The following is a 17,568-nucleotide window of genomic DNA, read 5'->3' as shown; positions in this document are numbered from 1 at the left end:
TAGAGGGCTAATATAGACGAGTCGAGGCCGAGAATATTCCCAGGCAACGCGGGAATTATTGTCAGGTAAGTGAGAAAATGGCCCAGCGCGTCGGGGAGTTTCCCTGGCATCTGGGCAGATAGCGAAGAAAATATGAACAACGCCCGTATTCCAGGGCGTTGTTACGAGGCAAAGAATTTTGTTTAACGCAAGTAGTAATAAATAGCCAGGAAGTGGCAGAAACAGCCGCCCAGTACAAAACCGTGCCAGATGGCGTGCCCAAAGCGAATTCGCTTGGAAGCATAGAAAATTACGCCCAGCGTATAAATGATGCCCCCGGCCGCCAGCAGAACCACGCCGCCGTGCGAAAGCTTCATCGCCAGCTGGTAAATCACTATCAGCGACAACCAGCCCATCGTCAGGTAAATCACCAGCGATAACACTTCAAAACGGTGGGCAAAAGCCAGTTTAAACAGCACGCCGAATGCGGCAATGGACCAGATGACGACCATCAGTCCTTTCGCCAGCGGGGAGTCCAACCCCACCAGCAGGAACGGTGTATAGGTTCCTGCAATCAATAAATAAATAGCGCAATGGTCGAGTTTTTTTAGCCAGTATTTGGCTTTCTCATGTGCAATGGCGTGGTAGAGCGTGGATGCTGAAAACAGCAGTATCATGCTGCCGCCGTACAGACTGTAGCTGGTGATTGCCATCGTCCCTGCGTTAGCGCTAACCGCCTGCATCAGCAAAAGCACCAGGCCAACGATGCCGAAAACCACGCCAATACCGTGGCTGAGGCTGTTGGCGAGTTCTTCAGCCCGAGGATAAACCTGTGGTGAAACTTTACCCATACGTTGATTCCCTTAAGACCAGAAAACAAACCATTAAAGCGCAACGGCACTGTATCCAAGATTGATTCCAGTGTACACGTGTAAGCTTAAATATTGTATAAAGCGATGTAAACGCTACTCAACAATCTTTACATATTGTGCGGTAAGGCTATTTATCTCAGCTTAAAAAATTTTTATGACGATTGGGTTATGAATAGTGGGTGAAAGCATGATTTTTTTGCTTTTAGGCTTTATCGTAGGAGCTTAAATGCATTGAATATGCAAGATTCAAGGATTTTTCTGAAACAGCCGTCTCTAATGACTAAGGTGTAATTATGTCCGTAGCCTCCCCGGCACTTAATTTCGGCCCGATGACCGAGGTTTTTCAATTTCTTATGGAAATCGATAAATTGAAAAGCGTGCAACGCCGTACCAAAGTACTGGGTACGCAGCGTCAGGAAAACTCGGCGGAGCACAGCTGGCATTTTGCAGTTGCGGCCATGAGTCTGGCGCCATTTGCCGGAAAAGACGTTGATATACAAAAAGTTATTCGTATGGCATTACTGCACGATATCGTCGAGATCGACGCCGGTGACGTCCTGGTCTATGACCTTGCCGCGCGTGAAGCGGTCCACGCTAAAGAGGTTGAGGCGGCCGATCGCCTGTTTGGTATGCTGCCTGCGCCACTGAGCCAGCAGTTCAGAGATTTGTGGAATGAATATGAAGCCGGTGAAACGCCCGAAGCGCGTTTTGCGCTGCTCATCGACCGCATTCTGCCGGTGGTAATGAACCTTAATAATCAGGGCCAGAGCTGGGTAGAAAACAACATCCGTCTTGAGCAGGTCCTGTCTCGCAACGCCTTTATCAGTGAAATCAATCCACTGCTGTGGGAACACCTGCTGGTGCATCTGAACCATGCCCACGAACAGGGCTGGCTGAAGTAATTACTTAATAATGCCGCAACTAAATTAAGTTTTATTAAATAGCACTCCCAGACTCTACCACTTCCGGGAGTGCAATGAGTTTTTTATTTAGGAACGCTTAACGCGGTCTGCTCGTTGTAAGGCTTCATGATGGCATCGGCCTGCTTCTGCGCTTCAGCGGCAGCGGCTTCCGGCGTCAGCTTGGCGTCGTTCATCAAAGCACCCAGCTGATTCTCCATCGCCTGACGCACGGCGACCGTTTCATAGGTTGCATACCACGGCATCGCAAACTTGAGCTGGTCAAGCGCTATCGCCGCGCGCGGATCCTTGGCAAGGTAATCCTTCATCTCCGGCGTATCATAAGACGCCATACGCGGCGAGAAATAGCCGGTAAAGCGACTCCAGCTGCCGTTCACTTTCGGGCTCACCAGATATTGCAGGAAGGTAAAGGCCGCTTTTTTCTGTTCGTCGGAAATCCCCTTAAAGCTGACCAGGCTTGCTCCGCCAATGGTCACGGCGTTACGCACCTCTTTCGGCATCATCGCCACGCCCAGCTCAAAGTCTTTGGTGTTTTCACGCATAAAGCCTAGTGCGCCAGTACTCAGCATCGCCATGCCCAGTTTTCCCGAGAAGAAGGCGGCGCTAATCTGCTTCGAGTTCAGCACACCGGCTGGCATCACTTTGTCGCGATAAACCAGATTCTGCCAGAAGCGCAGCGCACCAATGGTGGACGGCTGGTTGTAATAGACTTCGCCCGGATAGTCGGCGTTGAAGTAGTTGCCGCCGTTGGCGCGAGTCAGTGCAGAGAGGATCCAGGCACCGTAGTCATCGTTGGTTGAGGGCAGCATTACGCCCCACTGCCCTTTCGATTCGTCGGTCAGCTTTTTGGCATCCGCCAAAAGTTCGGCCCAGTCGACCGGTGGATGGTCGATACCGGCCTTCTTAAACATATCTTTATTGTAATAAAGGATAGGCGTCGAGTTATGGAACGGAATCGCGTAGGTCACGCCGTTAACCTGTGCATTCTGACGCATCGCGGGCCAGAAGTTTTCACTCAGGAATGGCGTTGCCTTTTGGTTGCCGTATTTAAACAGCTCATCCATCGGCAGGATTTCATTTTTAATCGCCAGATCGGCGGTGAAGTTGGCAGACATAATGACCAAGGCCGGTGGTTCACCGGATTTCGCGGCCGCCTCGGCTTTCACCTTGGTAGTGTCGTAGTTGCCGGTGAAGATGCCGCGCACCTCAACGTCATTCTGCGACTGGTTGAACTCCTTGATGACCCGCGTCATCTCCATCGTCAGTTTGCCGTCGACCGGCGCGGGGAACATGAAATCAATACTCTGTTTTGCTGATACGGCGCACGCAGTCATCATGGTGACTGCTAAGGTGAGCGCCTGGATATTACGCATTCTGACTCTCCCGGTGTAAGTTTTGCTGGTTTTGACCTGAAAAAAGATGAATGTCGTGCAAGGAAAAACTCAGGCTGACCTGCTGATTGGCCTGGGGGGCATTACCACGGTTTTCACGCAGGTAGCGCAGGGCGCCCAATGGTGACTGCGCGTGGTTGAGATAGTCCGCCCCCAGCAGTTCGCAGTAGGTCAATGACGCCTCGAGATGAAGGCGTTCGCCCGGATTGCCCGGGTCCCGATAGGCCGAACTGTCGTCGATGTGTTCAGGTCTGATGCCCAAATAAACCTCGGTCAGCTGGCGTGCATGCGCGGTATCGGGCAGATTGACGGCCTGATTGCCGACCATCACCACGCCGTCGCGGCAGGGAAGTTTGAAAATGTTCATCGCTGGCGTGCCGATGAATCCGGCCACAAACAGGTTTGCAGGATGCGCGTACAGTGTCTGCGGTGCGCCAATCTGCTGCAGATGCCCCTTGTTGAGCACCGCAATGCGATCGGCCATGGTCATCGCTTCCATCTGATCGTGGGTGACATAGACCGTGCTGGTTTTCAGCTGCTGGTGCAGCGTCATGATGCCGTCGCGCACCTCGGTTCTCAGCCGCGCATCGAGATTCGACAGCGGCTCATCCATCAGAAACAGCTTAGGGTCACGCACGATCGCCCGCGCCATCGCCACGCGCTGCCGCTGACCGCCCGAAAGCTTGCCCGGCTTGCGGTTAAGCAGTTCGCCGAGCTGCAAGAGGTCCGCCACGCGGTCGACCCGCGCCCGGTGCTTTGACTTAGGCTCGTTGCGCATGCGCATGCCGAAGGTAATGTTCTGTTCCACCGTCATGTGCGGGAAGAGGGCGTAATTCTGGAAGATCATCGAGAAGTTACGCTCACGCGGTTCCAGCGCCGTGATGTCAGTTCCCGCCTGTAAAATCCGCCCCTCGGTAACCTGCTCCAGGCCGGCCAACAGGCGCAGCAGCGTACTCTTCCCACAGCCTGAAGGCCCAACCAGCACCAGAAACTCGCCGTCGGCTATTTCGAGCGACAGATTATTGACCGCCATGCTGCCTTCAAACTGCTTGCTGATATTTTCCAGACGGAGACTCGACATTATTTTTCATCCACCGGGCAGCTGATATTGGCATCGTAAAGATAGGGTCCCGGATACTGTGAAAGCGGATGCAGATAGCTGACCAAACCGGTGTTATCGACCAGGCGGTGCATCAGGCAGGCCGCTGGCTCGAGGTTGTAATAGGGGGCAGGGTTCTCGTGATAGTAGGGAACCTGATGGACGGTACCGGGAATGGTGGTGATAATCGCCTGACGATACTGGGTAAAGATCAAACGATGGGTATGGCCACAGAATACGCGGCACAGCGAAGGAAAGCGTTCGATCAGTGCCAGCAGTTGGTCACCGTTCTCGCAGGCAATACGGTCCATCTGCGCCGAGCCGAGCTTCATCGGTGGATGGTGCATAAATACCGCCGTCGGTTTGTCGCCGCCCTGCTCCAGCTGGGCCTCAAGCCAAGACAAGGTTTCCAGCGTCAACCAGCCCTTCGACTCGCCGGGTACGCTGGTGTCGATAAACAGCAGGCGCATGTCAAAATCATCGACCGCATAGTGCATATTCTGCGGGTCAGTCCCCAGCAGCGGACACAGCGGGCCCATGGATTCCAGGAACTGCGCTTTGTCGTCGTGATTGCCGGGAATAATGTACAGCGGATAGTGCAAATTGCTCAACGTACGTCGTGCAACCTGATATTCGGAGGCTAAACCGCAGTTAACGATGTCTCCGGTGATGATTACCGCGTCGGGACGTTCTTCCAGCGCATTAAGCTGGCTCACCACCTCGGCGTTGCAGGCGTTAACGTCGATAAAGTCATACAGCTTGCGGCCGTGGCTGCGAAAATGCATGTCGGAAATTTGTGCTAAAAACATGAGAACTCCCTATTTAATGCCTGAAAAACCGAAGCTTTTAAGGAACTGTTTCTGAAAAATGATAAAAGCCAACATCAGCGGGAAGCAGACCATCAGCGTGCCTGCGGTAATGAGTCCCCATTGCCCGCCCGACTCGGCGCCCATCGCGAATGACACCAGCCCCACGGTCAGCACCTGTTTATCAGGGTCATTGAGCACCATCAGCGGCCACAGATATTCGTTCCAGTGATAGGTCACGCTGACGGTAGCGAAGGCCAGAATGGCGGGCCAAGACATCGGGATAAGCACGCGGAACACCACCTGCCACCAGCGGCAACCCTCCATCAGCGCGGCCTCTTCAATTTCACGCGGGATGGCGAGAAACGCCTGACGCATCAGGAACACACCGAACGCCGAGGCAAAGTACGGCATCATGGTGCCCGTCAAGGTATTGAGCAGACCAATCTGTTTAAGGATCATCATGTTAGGCACCATCATGATCACCGGCATAATCATCAGCTGAATGAGCAGCAGATAGAACAGCGTCTGCTTGCCGCGAAACTCGTGATAGGCAAAGACGTAGCCCGCCGTGGTGATGGTGACCAACTGGACCAGAAAAGTGCCAAAGGCGAAGAACAGCGTGTTGGCATAGAGCCGCAGCCAGTCGGCGCTTTCCCAAGCCTGACGGAAGTTGTCGAACGTCAGCGGAAAGCGCGGCAGCATTGAAGCCATGTCAGGCGAGAAGCTGCTTTCGCTAAACGACGACGAGAGCATCCAGATAAACGGCGTTAACCACAGCAGCGCGGCACAACACAGTAAAATCGGCAGCGTCATGCGCGAACTGCGGCGCAGAAGCCGCGTTCCCTGACGTGGCACGGCGCGACTTTTCACGCTCAGTGGTGGTGATGTTTCAACGCTCATGGTGAGCTCCTCTTTCCAGAACGCGCAGATTGAGAACCGAGAAGGCAAACAGCAACAGCAGCGTGATAAAGGTCGCCGCCGAGGCTTTACCTAAATCGTGCGTGTCGTTGGCGAGACTCTGAATGTAATAAAGCAGCACGGTGGTTGCGTTGTTCGGCCCACCCTGAGTCATAACTGCGACGTGGTCGATTTGGGTGATGGAATAAATCAGCGCGATAGTGACCACAAAGCTGATGGTCGGTCTCAGCAGCGGCAAGGTAATGTAGAAAAACACCTGGGTACGCGACGCGCCTTCCATCAGCGCCGCCTCGCGCGCCGAAGCAGGAATAGACTGCAAACCGGCCAGGAAAAACAGCATGTAATACCCGGCGAACTTCCAGACGCCAATCACGCTCAGGGCAATCAGCGCCGTATTGCTCATGCCCAAATAGTTGTTGTTCATCGGACCGAAAAACTTGGCCAGGTAGTAGTCGAGCAGCCCCATTCCCGGCATGAAGATAAACAGCCACAGGGTTGCGGCGCTCACCAGCGGGATAATCATTGGGAAGAAGAAGGCGGTACGCAGCCAGCGATTAAGCGAGGTGTTTTCCCATAGTGCCACCGCCAACAGCAGCGCCAGCACGATACCGGGAATGACGGTCATCAGAATGTAGGCAAGGTTATTAAGCAGCGCGCGCCAAAACACCGCGTCTTCAAACAGGCGCTGATAGTTTTGCAGGCCGACAAAGGGAGGATTGCTGCTTGCCATGCGGCTGTCGAACAGGCTGTCCATTGCCGAACGCAGCAGTGGGAAGTAGGTAAAAGCAAACAGAAAGACCAGAGTCGGCAATAAAATCAGGTAAGGGAATATCTTGTGTCGCATCGCTCATTTCCAGCGGGTCTTGATTGGATGCTTACCCTAGTCTTTCTGTATTTCAGTAAAATGTCAGTAATGTGATTATTTAATATGCAAATGTTATTGAACAATCTGCGGCTGAGCGGACGCCTGACGCTCCAGCGCCTCTTCGTAGCTTGGCATCGAGGCGGCCGCCCCCGCTCTTTCGACGCACACCGACGCATAGGCTGAAGCAAAACGGGCCGCATCGTCCAGCGGTATACCGCCCGCGAGCTGTGAGGCCAGCGCGCCGTTAAAAGCGTCGCCTGCACCGGTGGTGTCTTTCGGCACGGCAGGAATGGCGGCAATCAGCTGCGTTTGCCCCGCCACCGACAGCAGCGCGCCCTGCGTACCGAGCGTAATAATCAGCGCCTTGATGCCTTTGCCATGCAACACCTTCGCTGCCCGCTGCGCCGAGGCAATATCGTTGACTTCAATTCCGGTCAGCAACGTGCACTCGGTAGCGTTGGGGGTCAGCAGATCCACTTTCGACAACAGTAGGTCGGAAACCGGCTGGAAAGGCGCAGGGTTTAAAATAATGTACGTCCCGGCCTCGGCGGCAATATCAATGACCCTCTCAATGGCCGGAAGATTGTTTTCAAGCTGCGTGAGTAGGATGTCGGCGGCGGCGATAGCAGGTCGGCACTGTTCTATCTCGTCCTGAGTAAAAGTCAGGTTCGCGCCCGGATCGACGGCAATCATGTTTTCGGCATCGACGCCCGCCACATAAATGAGCGCGTTGCCGGTCGGGTAATCGGCGGTTGAAAAAAGCGTGACGGCGTCAAACCCGGCGCTGTCGAGGTGGCGACGTGCAAAGGTGCCGAAATCATCGCGTCCGACCTTACCGATGTAGTGTACGCGCGCCCCGGCGCGCAGGGCGGCGACCGCCTGGTTGGCCCCTTTGCCTCCCGCCCCCATCATGCTGTTATGGGCAATCAACGACTCGCCCGGCTGCGGAAAACGTGACATTCCCGCCACGATATCCAGGTTAAAAGAGCCTAAAACGCAGACTTTGCCTTTCTTCATGCCTTTCTCCTTAGTGGCATTGCGATGCCGGAACCCTGAGGTTCATAAAGATTAAAGTCGCGCTCGGCGGCCAGACAGGCGCCGCGACAGCCCGTTTCATCCGTTACACCGCTCAACACTATCGTCAGACCATTGGCCGGTTGCGGTCCGCGCAGATGACTGCGAATTTGCCGTTCGAGCCTCGACAGCGGGAATCCCGCCATCGACAGCACGCCGCCGCCGAGCACCAGATACTGCGGGTCGAGGATGTTCATTTCAGTCGCGATCGTCCGCCCCAGACGGTCAACAAATTCGACTAAATCAGGATGCTCGCCGAAGTCGGTAAACAGCCGCTCAAACGCCGTCTCGGCGGCATGCTGACGCTTCCACCCCGCCAGCCAGTTGCCCGAGGTCAGCGTCTCGACGCAGCCGATTTTGCCACAGGGACAAAGTGCCGGATTTCCTGCCAACGGAATGTGACCGAGTTCACCGGCCGCGCCGTGTGCACCGTGATAAAAGTCCTTATTAAGCCACAGGCTGTTGCCAAGCCCGGTGCCGAGATACACGCCGACCGCCACGTCAGGCAGCTGCGCCAGACGGGTTAAGTCCCACCACATCAGATGGTTAACGTCTTTGTCCATGACCACCGGCAACCCCAGTCGCTCTGACAGCAGCCGTGCAACGGGCTGGTCGTCGAGCGCCGGAATAAACGGCAGTGACAGCACGGTCTGGCGATCGCGCGAGAGGATCCCGGGCAGCCCCAGCATCACTCTGGCAACCTGTTCTGCCTTGCCCGCCTGCTGTAAATAGTCGCTAATCACCTGCTGAAGGCCGCTCAGCGGGTCGCTCAACCCCGCCCAAGACTGCGTCGCCACTTTTCTGTAACCATGAAACGTCTGACTGCTGTCCATCAGCATCAAACGCGTGCTGGTTCCGCCAATATCTACGCCGAGAAAATACCGCATACGGCTCTCCTGCCCTTAGGCTGCCTGACGTGCCAGACGCATCTGATCGAGCATTTTGTCCCAGGCTTTATCCAGATCTTTATCCAGATTGAACAGGCCAGAGGTGCCCACGATCAAGACTTCTGCGCCAGCGGCCATCAGATCCTGATAGGTGCGTTCGTTGCAGGATCCGTCGATTTCGATCAGATATTTGTAGCCATGCTGCTGCTTCAGGGCACGCAGCTGGCTGACTTTATTGAGCATTTCAGGGATGAACGGCTGTCCGGCATAGCCCGGATCGACCGTCATGATGGTGATTTTGTCCAGCAGGTGAATATAGTGCTGAATAAATTCCACCGGCGTCGCCGGATTTAACACTACACCGACCTTTTTGCCGAACGATCGGATCTGGTTGATCACGCGAAACGCATCGCGGTTGATGGTTTCAGCGTGTGGACAGATAAAATCGGCACCCGCGTTGGCGATCGCCTCGATAAAGTCGGTCGGATTCTCCACCATCATATGCACGTCCAGCACCAGCGGCGTGTGCGGACGAATCTGCTCGATAAAGAACGGCGACAGGGTGATATTTTTCACATAGTGTCCGTCCATGATATCGATGTGCAGCATGTCAGCGCGGCGATTGAGCACCGAGAGCTGCTCTTTGATATCAAACAGGCTCATGCACATTAATGAAGGCGAAATTTTGTATTCCATGGCGTTTTCCTCATGGCCCCAGAGGCCGATGGTCAGAGAGTTGTCAGTCATTAATTGATTTCTTTAATTCAAAGTTGAGCGGCGCGCGCTTTGGCGGCGCTGCGGCGGCTGGCCCGACGTTGCAAATAACGGTTGCGGAAGAATTTCACCGCCAGCACCGCAATCAGCACCACGCCCCACATCGCCAGGCTGAAGTGCGGACTGACATTGAGCAGGTTCAGACCGGTCGCGATAACCTGTAAAACAATCAGCGAGAGCACTACGCCGCTGACCTTGCCGAAGCCGCCAAACGGATCCGTTCCCCCGAGAATGATCGCCAGCACGGTGAGCAGCAGATAAGAGTCGCCGTAGCCCATGCGCGCCGAATTGAAGCGCGCCATCATGATGAGTCCGGCAATCACGCAAAGCATGCTCGACAGCACGTAGATGGCAATCAGTACGCGATGGGTGTTCACGCCGCTAAAGTGGGTGGCATTGATGTTGCTGCCGCTCATGTAGATGTATTTACCGAGGCGGGTACGCTCGAGAAATACCGAAATAACCACCGCGGTCGCCAGGAAAACGATCAGCGGTACCGGCACGCCGAGCACGGTCTCGGCCCCGATAAAGCGCACGATGTCCGGCATGCCGCTCAACGCAGCGCCGCGTGAAAGATAGATACCAATGCCGTTGACCATGGTCATGGTCGCCAGCGTCACCAGAATCGGGTGCGCGCCAATATAGGCCACCAGCGCGCCGGTCAGCACGCCGATTGCCAGCGCCAGAATCATTGCCCCAACCAGCGCCAGAGTCAGCCACACCGCCTGCATCAGCAGGCTGGCGTCCGGCGGCAGATAGGTCATAAACACCCAGGCCATCAGCAGGCTGGTCAAATTGGCGGTGGCGATAATGCACAAATTCAGACCGCCGCTCAGGATGGGGATAAACATCGCCAGGGTCAGCAGGCCCAGTTCGGGCAGCTGGAAGGCAACGCTCATGAAGGTTGCGTCACTGAAAAAACGTCCCGGCATGGCGATGCTGAAGCCCACCACCACCAGAACCAGCAGCAAAATCAGCCCGATATTGGTTGCGTCCATTTTGAAACGTGGAAGCGGGAGGACCTTGCTGTCGGTTTTCTGTTTCATCGTTAAACTCTTGGATTTTGCAAACATGGCTGCACTCCTTGGGTATCAGCAAAAACGGGCATCAGGCAAAGCCGACGTCGGTTTCTTTGCGTTTCTTGTAATGCGTAACGGTGATAGCCACCACGATCACGCCGCCGATCACCACATTCATGAAGTAGTTGGACACGCCTATCAGATTCAGCCCGTTTTTCAGGATACCAATCAGAAATACGCCCATCAGCGTCCCCACGACGCTCCCTTTGCCGCCGTTGAGGCTGGCACCGCCCAGCACCGCCGCGGCCAGTACGTCGAGCTCACCGCCGACCAACGCGTTAGGCACCACCTCGCCGACGCGATAAACCTGCACCAGACCGCCAATCGCCGCCATTGCGCCGAGATAGCCATAGGCAAACAGGTGCAGCAGCCCCACGCGAATGCCGATACGGCGTGCGGATTCCTGGTCTCCACCGACGGCAAACAGCTGCCGCCCGAGGTGCGTTTTGTTTAACAGCACCCAGGTCATCGCGGCGACCAGCAGCATCACGACCAGCGGTAACCCAATCTGGTAATGCTCGGCTCCGACGCTAAAAGGCAGCACTTTCAAGGGGGTAATGAGCCAGTCAGGCAGGTCGTACAGGCTGGTCCCGTTGGTGAGCCACATCAGCATGCCAAACAGCAGCGACTGCATGCTGATGGTGACGATGATCGACACAATGCGCAGACAGTAAATAAGCACCGCGTTAACCATGCCCAGCGTGGTCCCGATAGCCATCGCCAGCACTATGCTGCCGAGCGGATTGGTCATGCCGTAGCGAATGGCCAGCGTGGCAATGATGTACTGCACCACCGACGCGACGGCGGCGAAGGAGATATCGATACCGCCGGTGACCAGCACCACGAACAGGCCGAGCGCAAAGATGCCGCTGACCGCGTAGCTTTCGATGAGGTCAAGCAGGTTGCGCAGCGTCATGAACTGCGGCGTCGACAGCGTAAAAATGACAATCAGTGCCACCAGCACCCAGGCCAGATAGCCCTCGTTACTGGCGGGTTTCAATCGGTTGAGATTAAGCATTTACCGCCTCCGCAAGCTGCTGCTGCGTTATTCCGCGCGGGAAGTATTCGCCCAGTACAGTGCCTTCGCTAAAGTGCAGTACTCGGTCACAGTTGAAATACACTTCAGGAACTTCGTCTGAAATCAGTAAGATGGAGATCCCTTCTGCCGCCAGCTGGTGGATCAACTGATAAATGCTGGCCTTGGCACCGACGTCAACGCCCACCGTTGGCGAGTCAAGGATCAGGATCTTCGGCTGCGTCAGCACCCATTTAGCGAGCACGATCTTTTGCTGATTGCCGCCGGACAGCGTCGAGATGGCCTGATCCGGGCTGGCCACCTTAACGCCCAGCTTTTCGATCCATTCAAGGACAATGCGGTTTTTACGATACTCGTCGATCAAGTGAAAACGACTGCGCAGCGTTTCCATAATCGCCAGTACGGTGTTGTCTCCCACCGACTGCTGCTGTACCAGCCCCAGCGTCAGGCGATCCTCGGAGACGTAGCCGATGCCGGACTTGATGGCGTCTTCATGACCGCGAAAGCGCACGGGCTTGCTGTCGAGATAGATTTTTCCGCTGTCGGGTTTGGTCATGCCAAACAGGCTGAGCGCCAGCTCGGTTCGCCCCGATCCCAGCAGACCGCATAGGCCAAGCACTTCGCCCTGATACAGCTTGAGATTGACGTTGTGGTATTGACCGGCGCGGCTGAGGTTGTCCAGCTCGAGCATGATGCGTTCATCGTGCTGGTTGGCCGCTTTCAGCGCGTAATTGAGTTTCAGACCGGTCATCAGCTCGGTCAGTCTTTCGCTGCTGACCTCGGCTGCCGGGAAGGTCCCGACTTTCTGACCGTCGCGAATGACCGTCACGCGATCGGAAATCTCCAGCACCTCATCGAGACGATGGCTGACGAACACGACGCTTATCCCCTTCTGCTTGAGATAGTGCACGGTACGCAGCAGCTGATTGACCTCGGTGCGGGTCAGCGACGCCGTCGGTTCGTCCATGATAACCAGCCGCGCATCGGCGACCAGCGCGCGGCAAATCGCAACCTGCTGACGCTGGGCAATCGGCAGCTCGGCAACCTTGCTGTCGAGATCGAGCGAAAAGTTCAGTTCGTCGAGAATGCGCTGCGCGGTCTGGCGCAGACGCCCAGGGCGATACCAGCCGAGCAGGCCGTGCAGGTTATGCTCAAAAGCGATGTTCTCGGCGACGCTCAGATTCGGGAACAGCGACAGGTCCTGATAGATAACCTGAATGCCAAAGCTGCGCGCCTGATCCGGCGTCAGTTTGCTGAACGTCTGCTCGCCGAGTGAAATTTTGCAGCCGCTGTCAGGCTGGTAGACCCCCGAGATGATCTTAATCAGCGTGCTTTTACCGCAGCCGTTAGTCCCGGCCAGGCAGTGCACTTCGCCGGGCATCAGCCGCAGAGCAATATTGTTCAGCGCACGCTGTCCGCCGAAGGTCACGGAAAGGTCTTTGACGTCGATTAACGGACGCACGCTTTCAGTGCCCGTCGTGTCATGCTGGATAATCTCGGAGATCGCCATAATTACAGCCCCATTTTGACCAGTTTCGGCAGGTTGTCTTTGTCGAGACTTTCGGTACGGTTACCTACGATGGTGTGCGTCGTCTCATCGACCTTCACCTTGCCCATGCCTTCGATGTCCATGCCGTCGGTGATTTTCTCGCCCTTCGCCATCATTCCGGCGATGCGCACGAAGATTTCACCCGCGACCATCGGGTTCCAGATATACCCCCCGCTGATGGCGCCGCTTTTCACCAGTGACGCCCCCTGCCCCGGACTGAACGGGCCAAATACGCAGATATCGCCCGCCTTGCCGCGGTTCAATACCGCACGGCCTGCGCCAATCGGTCCCTGAGAGCCGATAGCCAGAATGCCTTTTAGATCCGGGTACTTGGACATCAGGTCATTGGTGGTGCGGATGGTGTCATCCAGCGATTCGGCTACGCCAAAGCGGTCGCCCACCTGGTGCATATTGGGATAGTGTTCCTGCTGGTATTTCACTGCGGCGTCGGCCCAGGTCTTGTGCACCGGCACGGTCAGACTGCCAACGTAGACTGCATAGCTGCCGGTCTCTTTCATGCATTTTGCGAGAGCAATCATGTGGTTGATGCCGTGTTGCTGCGCATCGACCATCTCAAAGTCCCAGTCGGCGTATTTCTGATCCGGTGATTCGTGGGTAATAATTTTGATTCCGGCGTCGTGAGCGCGTTTCAACACTGGCTCCAGCACTTTTGCATCGTTCGGGACTACGCCGATGATGTCGACCTTCTGAGCAATCAGGTCTTCGATAGCACGCACCTGCAGGGCAGGATCGGCGCCGGTTGGGCCAACCTGGAAGGCGTCGATCCCTTCTTTCGCCGCCTCCTGCTTGATGCCGACCTCCATCGCGTTAAACCACGGATTTCCCCCAACCTTTACCACTACGCCCATGCGAATCTTGTCGGCGGCGTGCACCGATAAAGAAAGACAGGCGGTAGCGAACAGGCAGGCAAGGACAGTTTTCTTCATGTTGATTACTCCACAAAATGTCAGTTTTTTACCGCAGTCAGTGGCTCACCACGGCTGTTATTGTTGTTGTGACTTATCGATAAGATGTTTTTTAAATGGGAAAAGGATCTCCCCGGTGGGTCTTTGGCTTGCTCCTGACCGGCGAAACCTCAATCACGTTGACGTTGCTCCAGGCCAGTTCCTGACGGAACTCATCGTCTTCCAGGGAGTCGGTAATCAACGTATCTATCTCCCGGTAATGGCAGATACGGGCAAACGAGCGGCGGCCAAACTTGCTGGAGTCGGCCAGCAAAATCTTGTGCTCCGACGACAGCACCATCTGCTGCTTGAGACGCGCGTGATGCTCGTTGCTCTCACGAATACCGCCTTCATGGCTAATACCGTGACAGGAGAAAAACAGTTTGTTAATCACGAACTCTTTCAAAATCTTCTCGGCCAGCACGCCGATAAAATCCTCATACTTGGCCGAATATTCACCGCCCAGCCCGATGGTTTTTACGTTGGCCTTGGCGGCCAGGGTCTGGATGATGTGCAGCGAATTGGTCAGCACCACCAGCTGAATATCCGGCAGCTGGCGCGCCAGAAACCAACTGGTCGAGCTGCTATCGAGCAGCAGGCAGTCACCGGGATTAATCAGTGCCAGCGCTCGTTTAGCGATGCGCGTTTTCTGGTCCGGTGACTGATTGCTGCGCTCGCGAAATGATTCACCCTGTTCTATCTGCGCAGGCACGTAGAGCGTTTCATTTTCATGGCGATTCACAAACACCGCTCCACCGTGGCTGCGCAACAGCACCCCATGTTTCTCGAGTAGCGCGAGATCGCGGCGCGCTGTCTCCATCGAGATATGGCACATGGCAGCGACCTCCTGCACCAGCACCCGACCACGTTGGCTAAGGACTTCGGTAATAAAGCGATGACGTTCTACAGGCAGCATTTTTTTCCCCTTCCCGATGTTTATTAAGATACGCAACCGCTCGCATGCTGAATGCGCGTTGCCTCAAAGCGGGCAGCGCGGTCTTTTTGCCGCGTTCTCCGTGTGATAGTTGTCAAAAAAAAATGAGAAAAGGTGAAACCTTTAATTCAGGATTTGTGGTGGGGCCTGCATTAAATCGCTTTCAATCTTGCAAGCCGTCACTGGCATTTCGGCAAACGGTCACAATTCCTCGCCAAAGTTTTTGACCGTTTATGACCGTTTGTGTGGCATTGACCGAATTCGGTCATCGCTGGATGAGTTGGGATGAAAATTCAAAGCGGAATCTGTGAAGATGCTCAGGGAATCGCGGCCGTAAAACAGGGGAATGCACCCGCAAGACCCGGCGCAGGAGCAATAAAAAAAGCGACCACAAAGGATCGCTTTAACGGTTCTTTTCCCGAAACAGCGCTCGGTATTTATAGCGGTTTTTTGGCCGTCTCTTTGGCCGCAAATACGGCTAGCAGAGTGATAAGCAGCGTCAATGTGACATAGCCCGAGACCGCCAGCGTGGTGCTGTATTCTTTATACAATGAGGTGATGATCAATGGCGCAAAACCACCGCCGACGATCCCCGAAAGCGTATACGCCAGCGAAGAACCCGCATAGCGCACGCGCGTGGGGAACTGTTCGGTCACAAACGCCGCCTGCGGACCGTACATAATGGCGTGAACCTGCAGTCCGCCGATCACCGCCAGACAAATCAGCACCGGGTGCGCGCTATCGAGCAGCATAAAGAAGACGAAAGACCAGGCAATCGCTAACGCAGCGCCCATGATATATACCGGACGGCGGCCCCATTTATCCGACAGCGCACCAAACATTGGTACGGTGATGGCGTTACCGAGCGCGCCGAGCATAGTGGCCGTCAGCGCCAACGGTCGCGGTAGATGCAGAACCGTGGTCACGTAGGTTAGCGTGAAGACCACCACCAGCGCATAGAGCACGTCGGAGCCAATGCGTGCTCCTCCGGCGACCAGTAGAGGCCGCAGATGCTGGCTGAATACTTCTTTAATCGGCGTGTGGGTGGTGTTTTTAGTCTGCTCCAGTTTAAGGAACGCCGGCGTCTCACCGACGCCACGGCGCAGCCACAGGCCGAACATCACCAATACCAGACTCAGCACGAACGGAATACGCCAGCCCCACAGTTGGAAGTCATCGGCAGAAAGAAACACCGTGACCAGCGTGATAAGCCCGGTGCCAATAAGCGTGCCGCATGACGGCCCCACCTGCGCAAACGAAGCATTACGCCCACGCTGCTCGGGTTTTCCGTGCTCCATCGACAGCAGTACCGCACCGGCCCATTCCCCGCCGAGCGCAATGCCCTGAATAAAGCGCAGGCTGACCAACAGCAGCGGACTCCAGATACCCCAGCTTGCATAGCCTGGCAGCATGCCCATCAGCGCCGTGGTCACCCCCATGATAACAAGCGTGGTCACCAGTACAAATTTGCGCCCGAGTACGTCTCCCAGATGACCAAACACCATGCCGCCGATTGGGCGTGACACATAGCCGACCGCGTAGGTCGAGAAGGCCAGAATCGTGCCAACCAGCGGATCGAATGACGGAAAGAACACGTGGTTAAAAATCAGCGCGGCCATGATGTTGTAGACGGTAAAGTCGTACCATTCCAGCGCGGTACCAATCGAACTGGCCGCCGCCAAACGTCCGGTGTTAGGCGGAGTATGCTCAGCGCTGGCGGTTTTCGGAGATAAAATCTTTGGATTATCGGTCGAAGAAAGACTCATAATTTCAACTCCTGTGCGGTAAGTTGCCAGCCGAGGCCGTAGTGCAGCACCTCGTCAAGCGGGTAGTCCAGCGCGTGGCAGGCGTGCGCGGCAAGACGTTCGGAGGCTTCAAGGCTGCTGCTTTCAAGCAACATCATCGGCAGCAGCTGGCGGTTATCGGTCGACTCTTTCGGCAACGGCGTGCTGAGTGCCGTATCCGGCGTTAACAAGCTAGAGCGAATAAATCCGTCGTGGGCAAACAGCGTGGTCCCCAACTCGGCAATACGACTTTCTTCCGTATCCGCCGGCAGCGTAATGATGGCGAGATGGCTACCGTTGCCTATGCCCACCACCGCGCTAATTGCGCAGACGCGGCGCATGGGCGACTGCATCTTTTGCAGATTGGCGACTGACCATGCGGTCTGGCGGGTAAAGGCCGCGTGATACGCCGCGGAGGTAAAGCTTTCGAGCGATCGGGTTTTATACAGGCCCAGATATTTGCGTCCGCCCTTCAGCGACTGATAGCGCGTGCCGGACAGGAAGCCTTCGATCCGCACACGTTCTTCGACGTGTTCACGATCGTACCATTGGTTGAAATCCGCTTCGTCCTGAGCGGCGACGTCGGTTGCTACAAAAAGCATGCCCTGATGGGAAGAGTTCATAATGGTTCCT

17 protein-coding genes are annotated in these 17,568 nt (G+C 55.5%); 1 reads left to right on the top strand and 16 read right to left on the bottom strand.

Annotated features, from left to right (window positions below):
- Positions 1 to 182: 182 nt before the first annotated feature.
- Positions 183 to 830 (bottom strand): PAQR family membrane homeostasis protein TrhA, encoded by a 648-nt coding sequence (trhA, locus tag BS640_RS14955; protein ID WP_084912852.1) that lies wholly within the window; start codon positions 828 to 830, stop codon positions 183 to 185.
- Positions 831 to 1,144: 314 nt separating this feature from the next.
- Here trhA and BS640_RS14950 point away from each other — a divergent pair, with 314 nt between their 5' ends.
- Entirely contained in the window at positions 1,145 to 1,753 is a 609-nt protein-coding gene (locus BS640_RS14950; protein WP_017491351.1) for an HD domain-containing protein, read from the top strand.
- Between the two features lie 83 nt (positions 1,754 to 1,836).
- On the opposite strand, the gene BS640_RS14945 is transcribed toward BS640_RS14950, so the two are convergent.
- The 15 genes from BS640_RS14945 to BS640_RS14875 form a co-directional block, all read right to left on the bottom strand.
- A complete protein-coding gene (locus BS640_RS14945; RefSeq protein WP_084912851.1) occupies positions 1,837 to 3,144 on the bottom strand; it encodes an ABC transporter substrate-binding protein in 1,308 nt (435 codons plus the stop codon).
- Positions 3,137 to 4,243, bottom strand: a complete 1,107-nt coding sequence (locus BS640_RS14940) for an ABC transporter ATP-binding protein (protein ID WP_017491349.1) — start codon at positions 4,241 to 4,243, stop codon at positions 3,137 to 3,139. The genes BS640_RS14945 and BS640_RS14940 overlap by 8 nt, the downstream gene beginning before the upstream one ends.
- Positions 4,243 to 5,070, bottom strand: coding sequence for a phosphodiesterase (locus BS640_RS14935; RefSeq protein WP_084912850.1), 828 nt, complete (start codon positions 5,068 to 5,070; stop codon positions 4,243 to 4,245). Before BS640_RS14935 ends, BS640_RS14940 begins: the two co-directional genes overlap by 1 nt.
- A gap of 9 nt (positions 5,071 to 5,079) precedes the next feature.
- On the bottom strand, positions 5,080 to 5,970 hold the full coding sequence (locus BS640_RS14930) for a carbohydrate ABC transporter permease (protein WP_084912849.1): 891 nt from the start codon (positions 5,968 to 5,970) through the stop codon (positions 5,080 to 5,082).
- Complete coding sequence (locus BS640_RS14925; RefSeq protein WP_017491346.1) at positions 5,960 to 6,832, bottom strand: carbohydrate ABC transporter permease; 873 nt, start codon at positions 6,830 to 6,832, stop codon at positions 5,960 to 5,962. Before BS640_RS14925 ends, BS640_RS14930 begins: the two co-directional genes overlap by 11 nt.
- 93 nt (positions 6,833 to 6,925) lie before the next feature.
- Positions 6,926 to 7,870 carry a ribokinase gene (gene rbsK / locus BS640_RS14920; RefSeq protein ID WP_017491345.1) on the bottom strand — a complete coding sequence of 315 codons (945 nt, stop codon included), beginning with the start codon at positions 7,868 to 7,870 and terminating at the stop codon, positions 6,926 to 6,928.
- Positions 7,867 to 8,814, bottom strand: coding sequence for an allose kinase (gene alsK / locus BS640_RS14915; protein ID WP_084912848.1), 948 nt, complete (start codon positions 8,812 to 8,814; stop codon positions 7,867 to 7,869). The genes rbsK and alsK overlap by 4 nt, the downstream gene beginning before the upstream one ends.
- 15 nt (positions 8,815 to 8,829) lie before the next feature.
- Complete coding sequence (gene alsE / locus BS640_RS14910; RefSeq protein ID WP_026110459.1) at positions 8,830 to 9,510, bottom strand: D-allulose 6-phosphate 3-epimerase; 681 nt, start codon at positions 9,508 to 9,510, stop codon at positions 8,830 to 8,832.
- A 68-nt stretch (positions 9,511 to 9,578) separates the two neighbouring features.
- Positions 9,579 to 10,661, bottom strand: a complete 1,083-nt coding sequence (locus BS640_RS14905) for an ABC transporter permease (RefSeq protein ID WP_017491342.1) — start codon at positions 10,659 to 10,661, stop codon at positions 9,579 to 9,581.
- Between the two features lie 34 nt (positions 10,662 to 10,695).
- Positions 10,696 to 11,685 (bottom strand): ABC transporter permease, encoded by a 990-nt coding sequence (locus BS640_RS14900; RefSeq protein WP_084912847.1) that lies wholly within the window; start codon positions 11,683 to 11,685, stop codon positions 10,696 to 10,698.
- Positions 11,678 to 13,213, bottom strand: a complete 1,536-nt coding sequence (locus tag BS640_RS14895) for a sugar ABC transporter ATP-binding protein (RefSeq protein WP_084912846.1) — start codon at positions 13,211 to 13,213, stop codon at positions 11,678 to 11,680. Before BS640_RS14895 ends, BS640_RS14900 begins: the two co-directional genes overlap by 8 nt.
- Positions 13,214 to 13,215: 2 nt before the next feature.
- Positions 13,216 to 14,199, bottom strand: a complete 984-nt coding sequence (locus BS640_RS14890; protein ID WP_017491339.1) for a substrate-binding domain-containing protein — start codon at positions 14,197 to 14,199, stop codon at positions 13,216 to 13,218.
- Between the two features lie 91 nt (positions 14,200 to 14,290).
- Positions 14,291 to 15,133, bottom strand: a complete 843-nt coding sequence (locus tag BS640_RS14885) for a DeoR/GlpR family DNA-binding transcription regulator (protein WP_017491338.1) — start codon at positions 15,131 to 15,133, stop codon at positions 14,291 to 14,293.
- 455 nt (positions 15,134 to 15,588) lie between these two features.
- Positions 15,589 to 16,917, bottom strand: coding sequence for an MFS transporter (locus tag BS640_RS14880; protein ID WP_017491337.1), 1,329 nt, complete (start codon positions 16,915 to 16,917; stop codon positions 15,589 to 15,591).
- The gene (locus BS640_RS14875; RefSeq protein WP_017491336.1) at positions 16,914 to 17,558 is read right to left on the bottom strand and encodes a DUF4286 family protein; all 645 of its coding nucleotides are present in this window, start codon (positions 17,556 to 17,558) and stop codon (positions 16,914 to 16,916) included. Before BS640_RS14875 ends, BS640_RS14880 begins: the two co-directional genes overlap by 4 nt.
- Positions 17,559 to 17,568 lie beyond the last annotated feature (10 nt).

This window comes from Rouxiella badensis, from assembly GCF_002093665.1.
Lineage (GTDB): Bacteria > Pseudomonadota > Gammaproteobacteria > Enterobacterales > Enterobacteriaceae > Rouxiella > Rouxiella badensis.
The sequence above is the reverse complement of the archived record's forward strand: the minus strand, read 5'-3'. Positions and strand labels throughout refer to the sequence as shown.

What these genes read in the sequence shown, in the direction of transcription:
- trhA (WP_084912852.1), bottom strand. Translation starts at nt 830, where the DNA reads ATGGGTAAAGTTTCACCACAGGTTTATCCTCGGGCTGAAGAACTCGCC.
- BS640_RS14950 (WP_017491351.1), top strand. Translation starts at nt 1,145, where the DNA reads ATGTCCGTAGCCTCCCCGGCACTTAATTTCGGCCCGATGACCGAGGTT.
- BS640_RS14945 (WP_084912851.1), bottom strand. Translation starts at nt 3,144, where the DNA reads ATGCGTAATATCCAGGCGCTCACCTTAGCAGTCACCATGATGACTGCG.
- BS640_RS14940 (WP_017491349.1), bottom strand. Translation starts at nt 4,243, where the DNA reads ATGTCGAGTCTCCGTCTGGAAAATATCAGCAAGCAGTTTGAAGGCAGC.
- BS640_RS14935 (WP_084912850.1), bottom strand. Translation starts at nt 5,070, where the DNA reads ATGTTTTTAGCACAAATTTCCGACATGCATTTTCGCAGCCACGGCCGC.
- BS640_RS14930 (WP_084912849.1), bottom strand. Translation starts at nt 5,970, where the DNA reads ATGAGCGTTGAAACATCACCACCACTGAGCGTGAAAAGTCGCGCCGTG.
- BS640_RS14925 (WP_017491346.1), bottom strand. Translation starts at nt 6,832, where the DNA reads ATGCGACACAAGATATTCCCTTACCTGATTTTATTGCCGACTCTGGTC.
- rbsK (WP_017491345.1), bottom strand. Translation starts at nt 7,870, where the DNA reads ATGAAGAAAGGCAAAGTCTGCGTTTTAGGCTCTTTTAACCTGGATATC.
- alsK (WP_084912848.1), bottom strand. Translation starts at nt 8,814, where the DNA reads ATGCGGTATTTTCTCGGCGTAGATATTGGCGGAACCAGCACGCGTTTG.
- alsE (WP_026110459.1), bottom strand. Translation starts at nt 9,510, where the DNA reads ATGGAATACAAAATTTCGCCTTCATTAATGTGCATGAGCCTGTTTGAT.
- BS640_RS14905 (WP_017491342.1), bottom strand. Translation starts at nt 10,661, where the DNA reads ATGTTTGCAAAATCCAAGAGTTTAACGATGAAACAGAAAACCGACAGC.
- BS640_RS14900 (WP_084912847.1), bottom strand. Translation starts at nt 11,685, where the DNA reads ATGCTTAATCTCAACCGATTGAAACCCGCCAGTAACGAGGGCTATCTG.
- BS640_RS14895 (WP_084912846.1), bottom strand. Translation starts at nt 13,213, where the DNA reads ATGGCGATCTCCGAGATTATCCAGCATGACACGACGGGCACTGAAAGC.
- BS640_RS14890 (WP_017491339.1), bottom strand. Translation starts at nt 14,199, where the DNA reads ATGAAGAAAACTGTCCTTGCCTGCCTGTTCGCTACCGCCTGTCTTTCT.
- BS640_RS14885 (WP_017491338.1), bottom strand. Translation starts at nt 15,133, where the DNA reads ATGCTGCCTGTAGAACGTCATCGCTTTATTACCGAAGTCCTTAGCCAA.
- BS640_RS14880 (WP_017491337.1), bottom strand. Translation starts at nt 16,917, where the DNA reads ATGAGTCTTTCTTCGACCGATAATCCAAAGATTTTATCTCCGAAAACC.
- BS640_RS14875 (WP_017491336.1), bottom strand. Translation starts at nt 17,558, where the DNA reads ATGAACTCTTCCCATCAGGGCATGCTTTTTGTAGCAACCGACGTCGCC.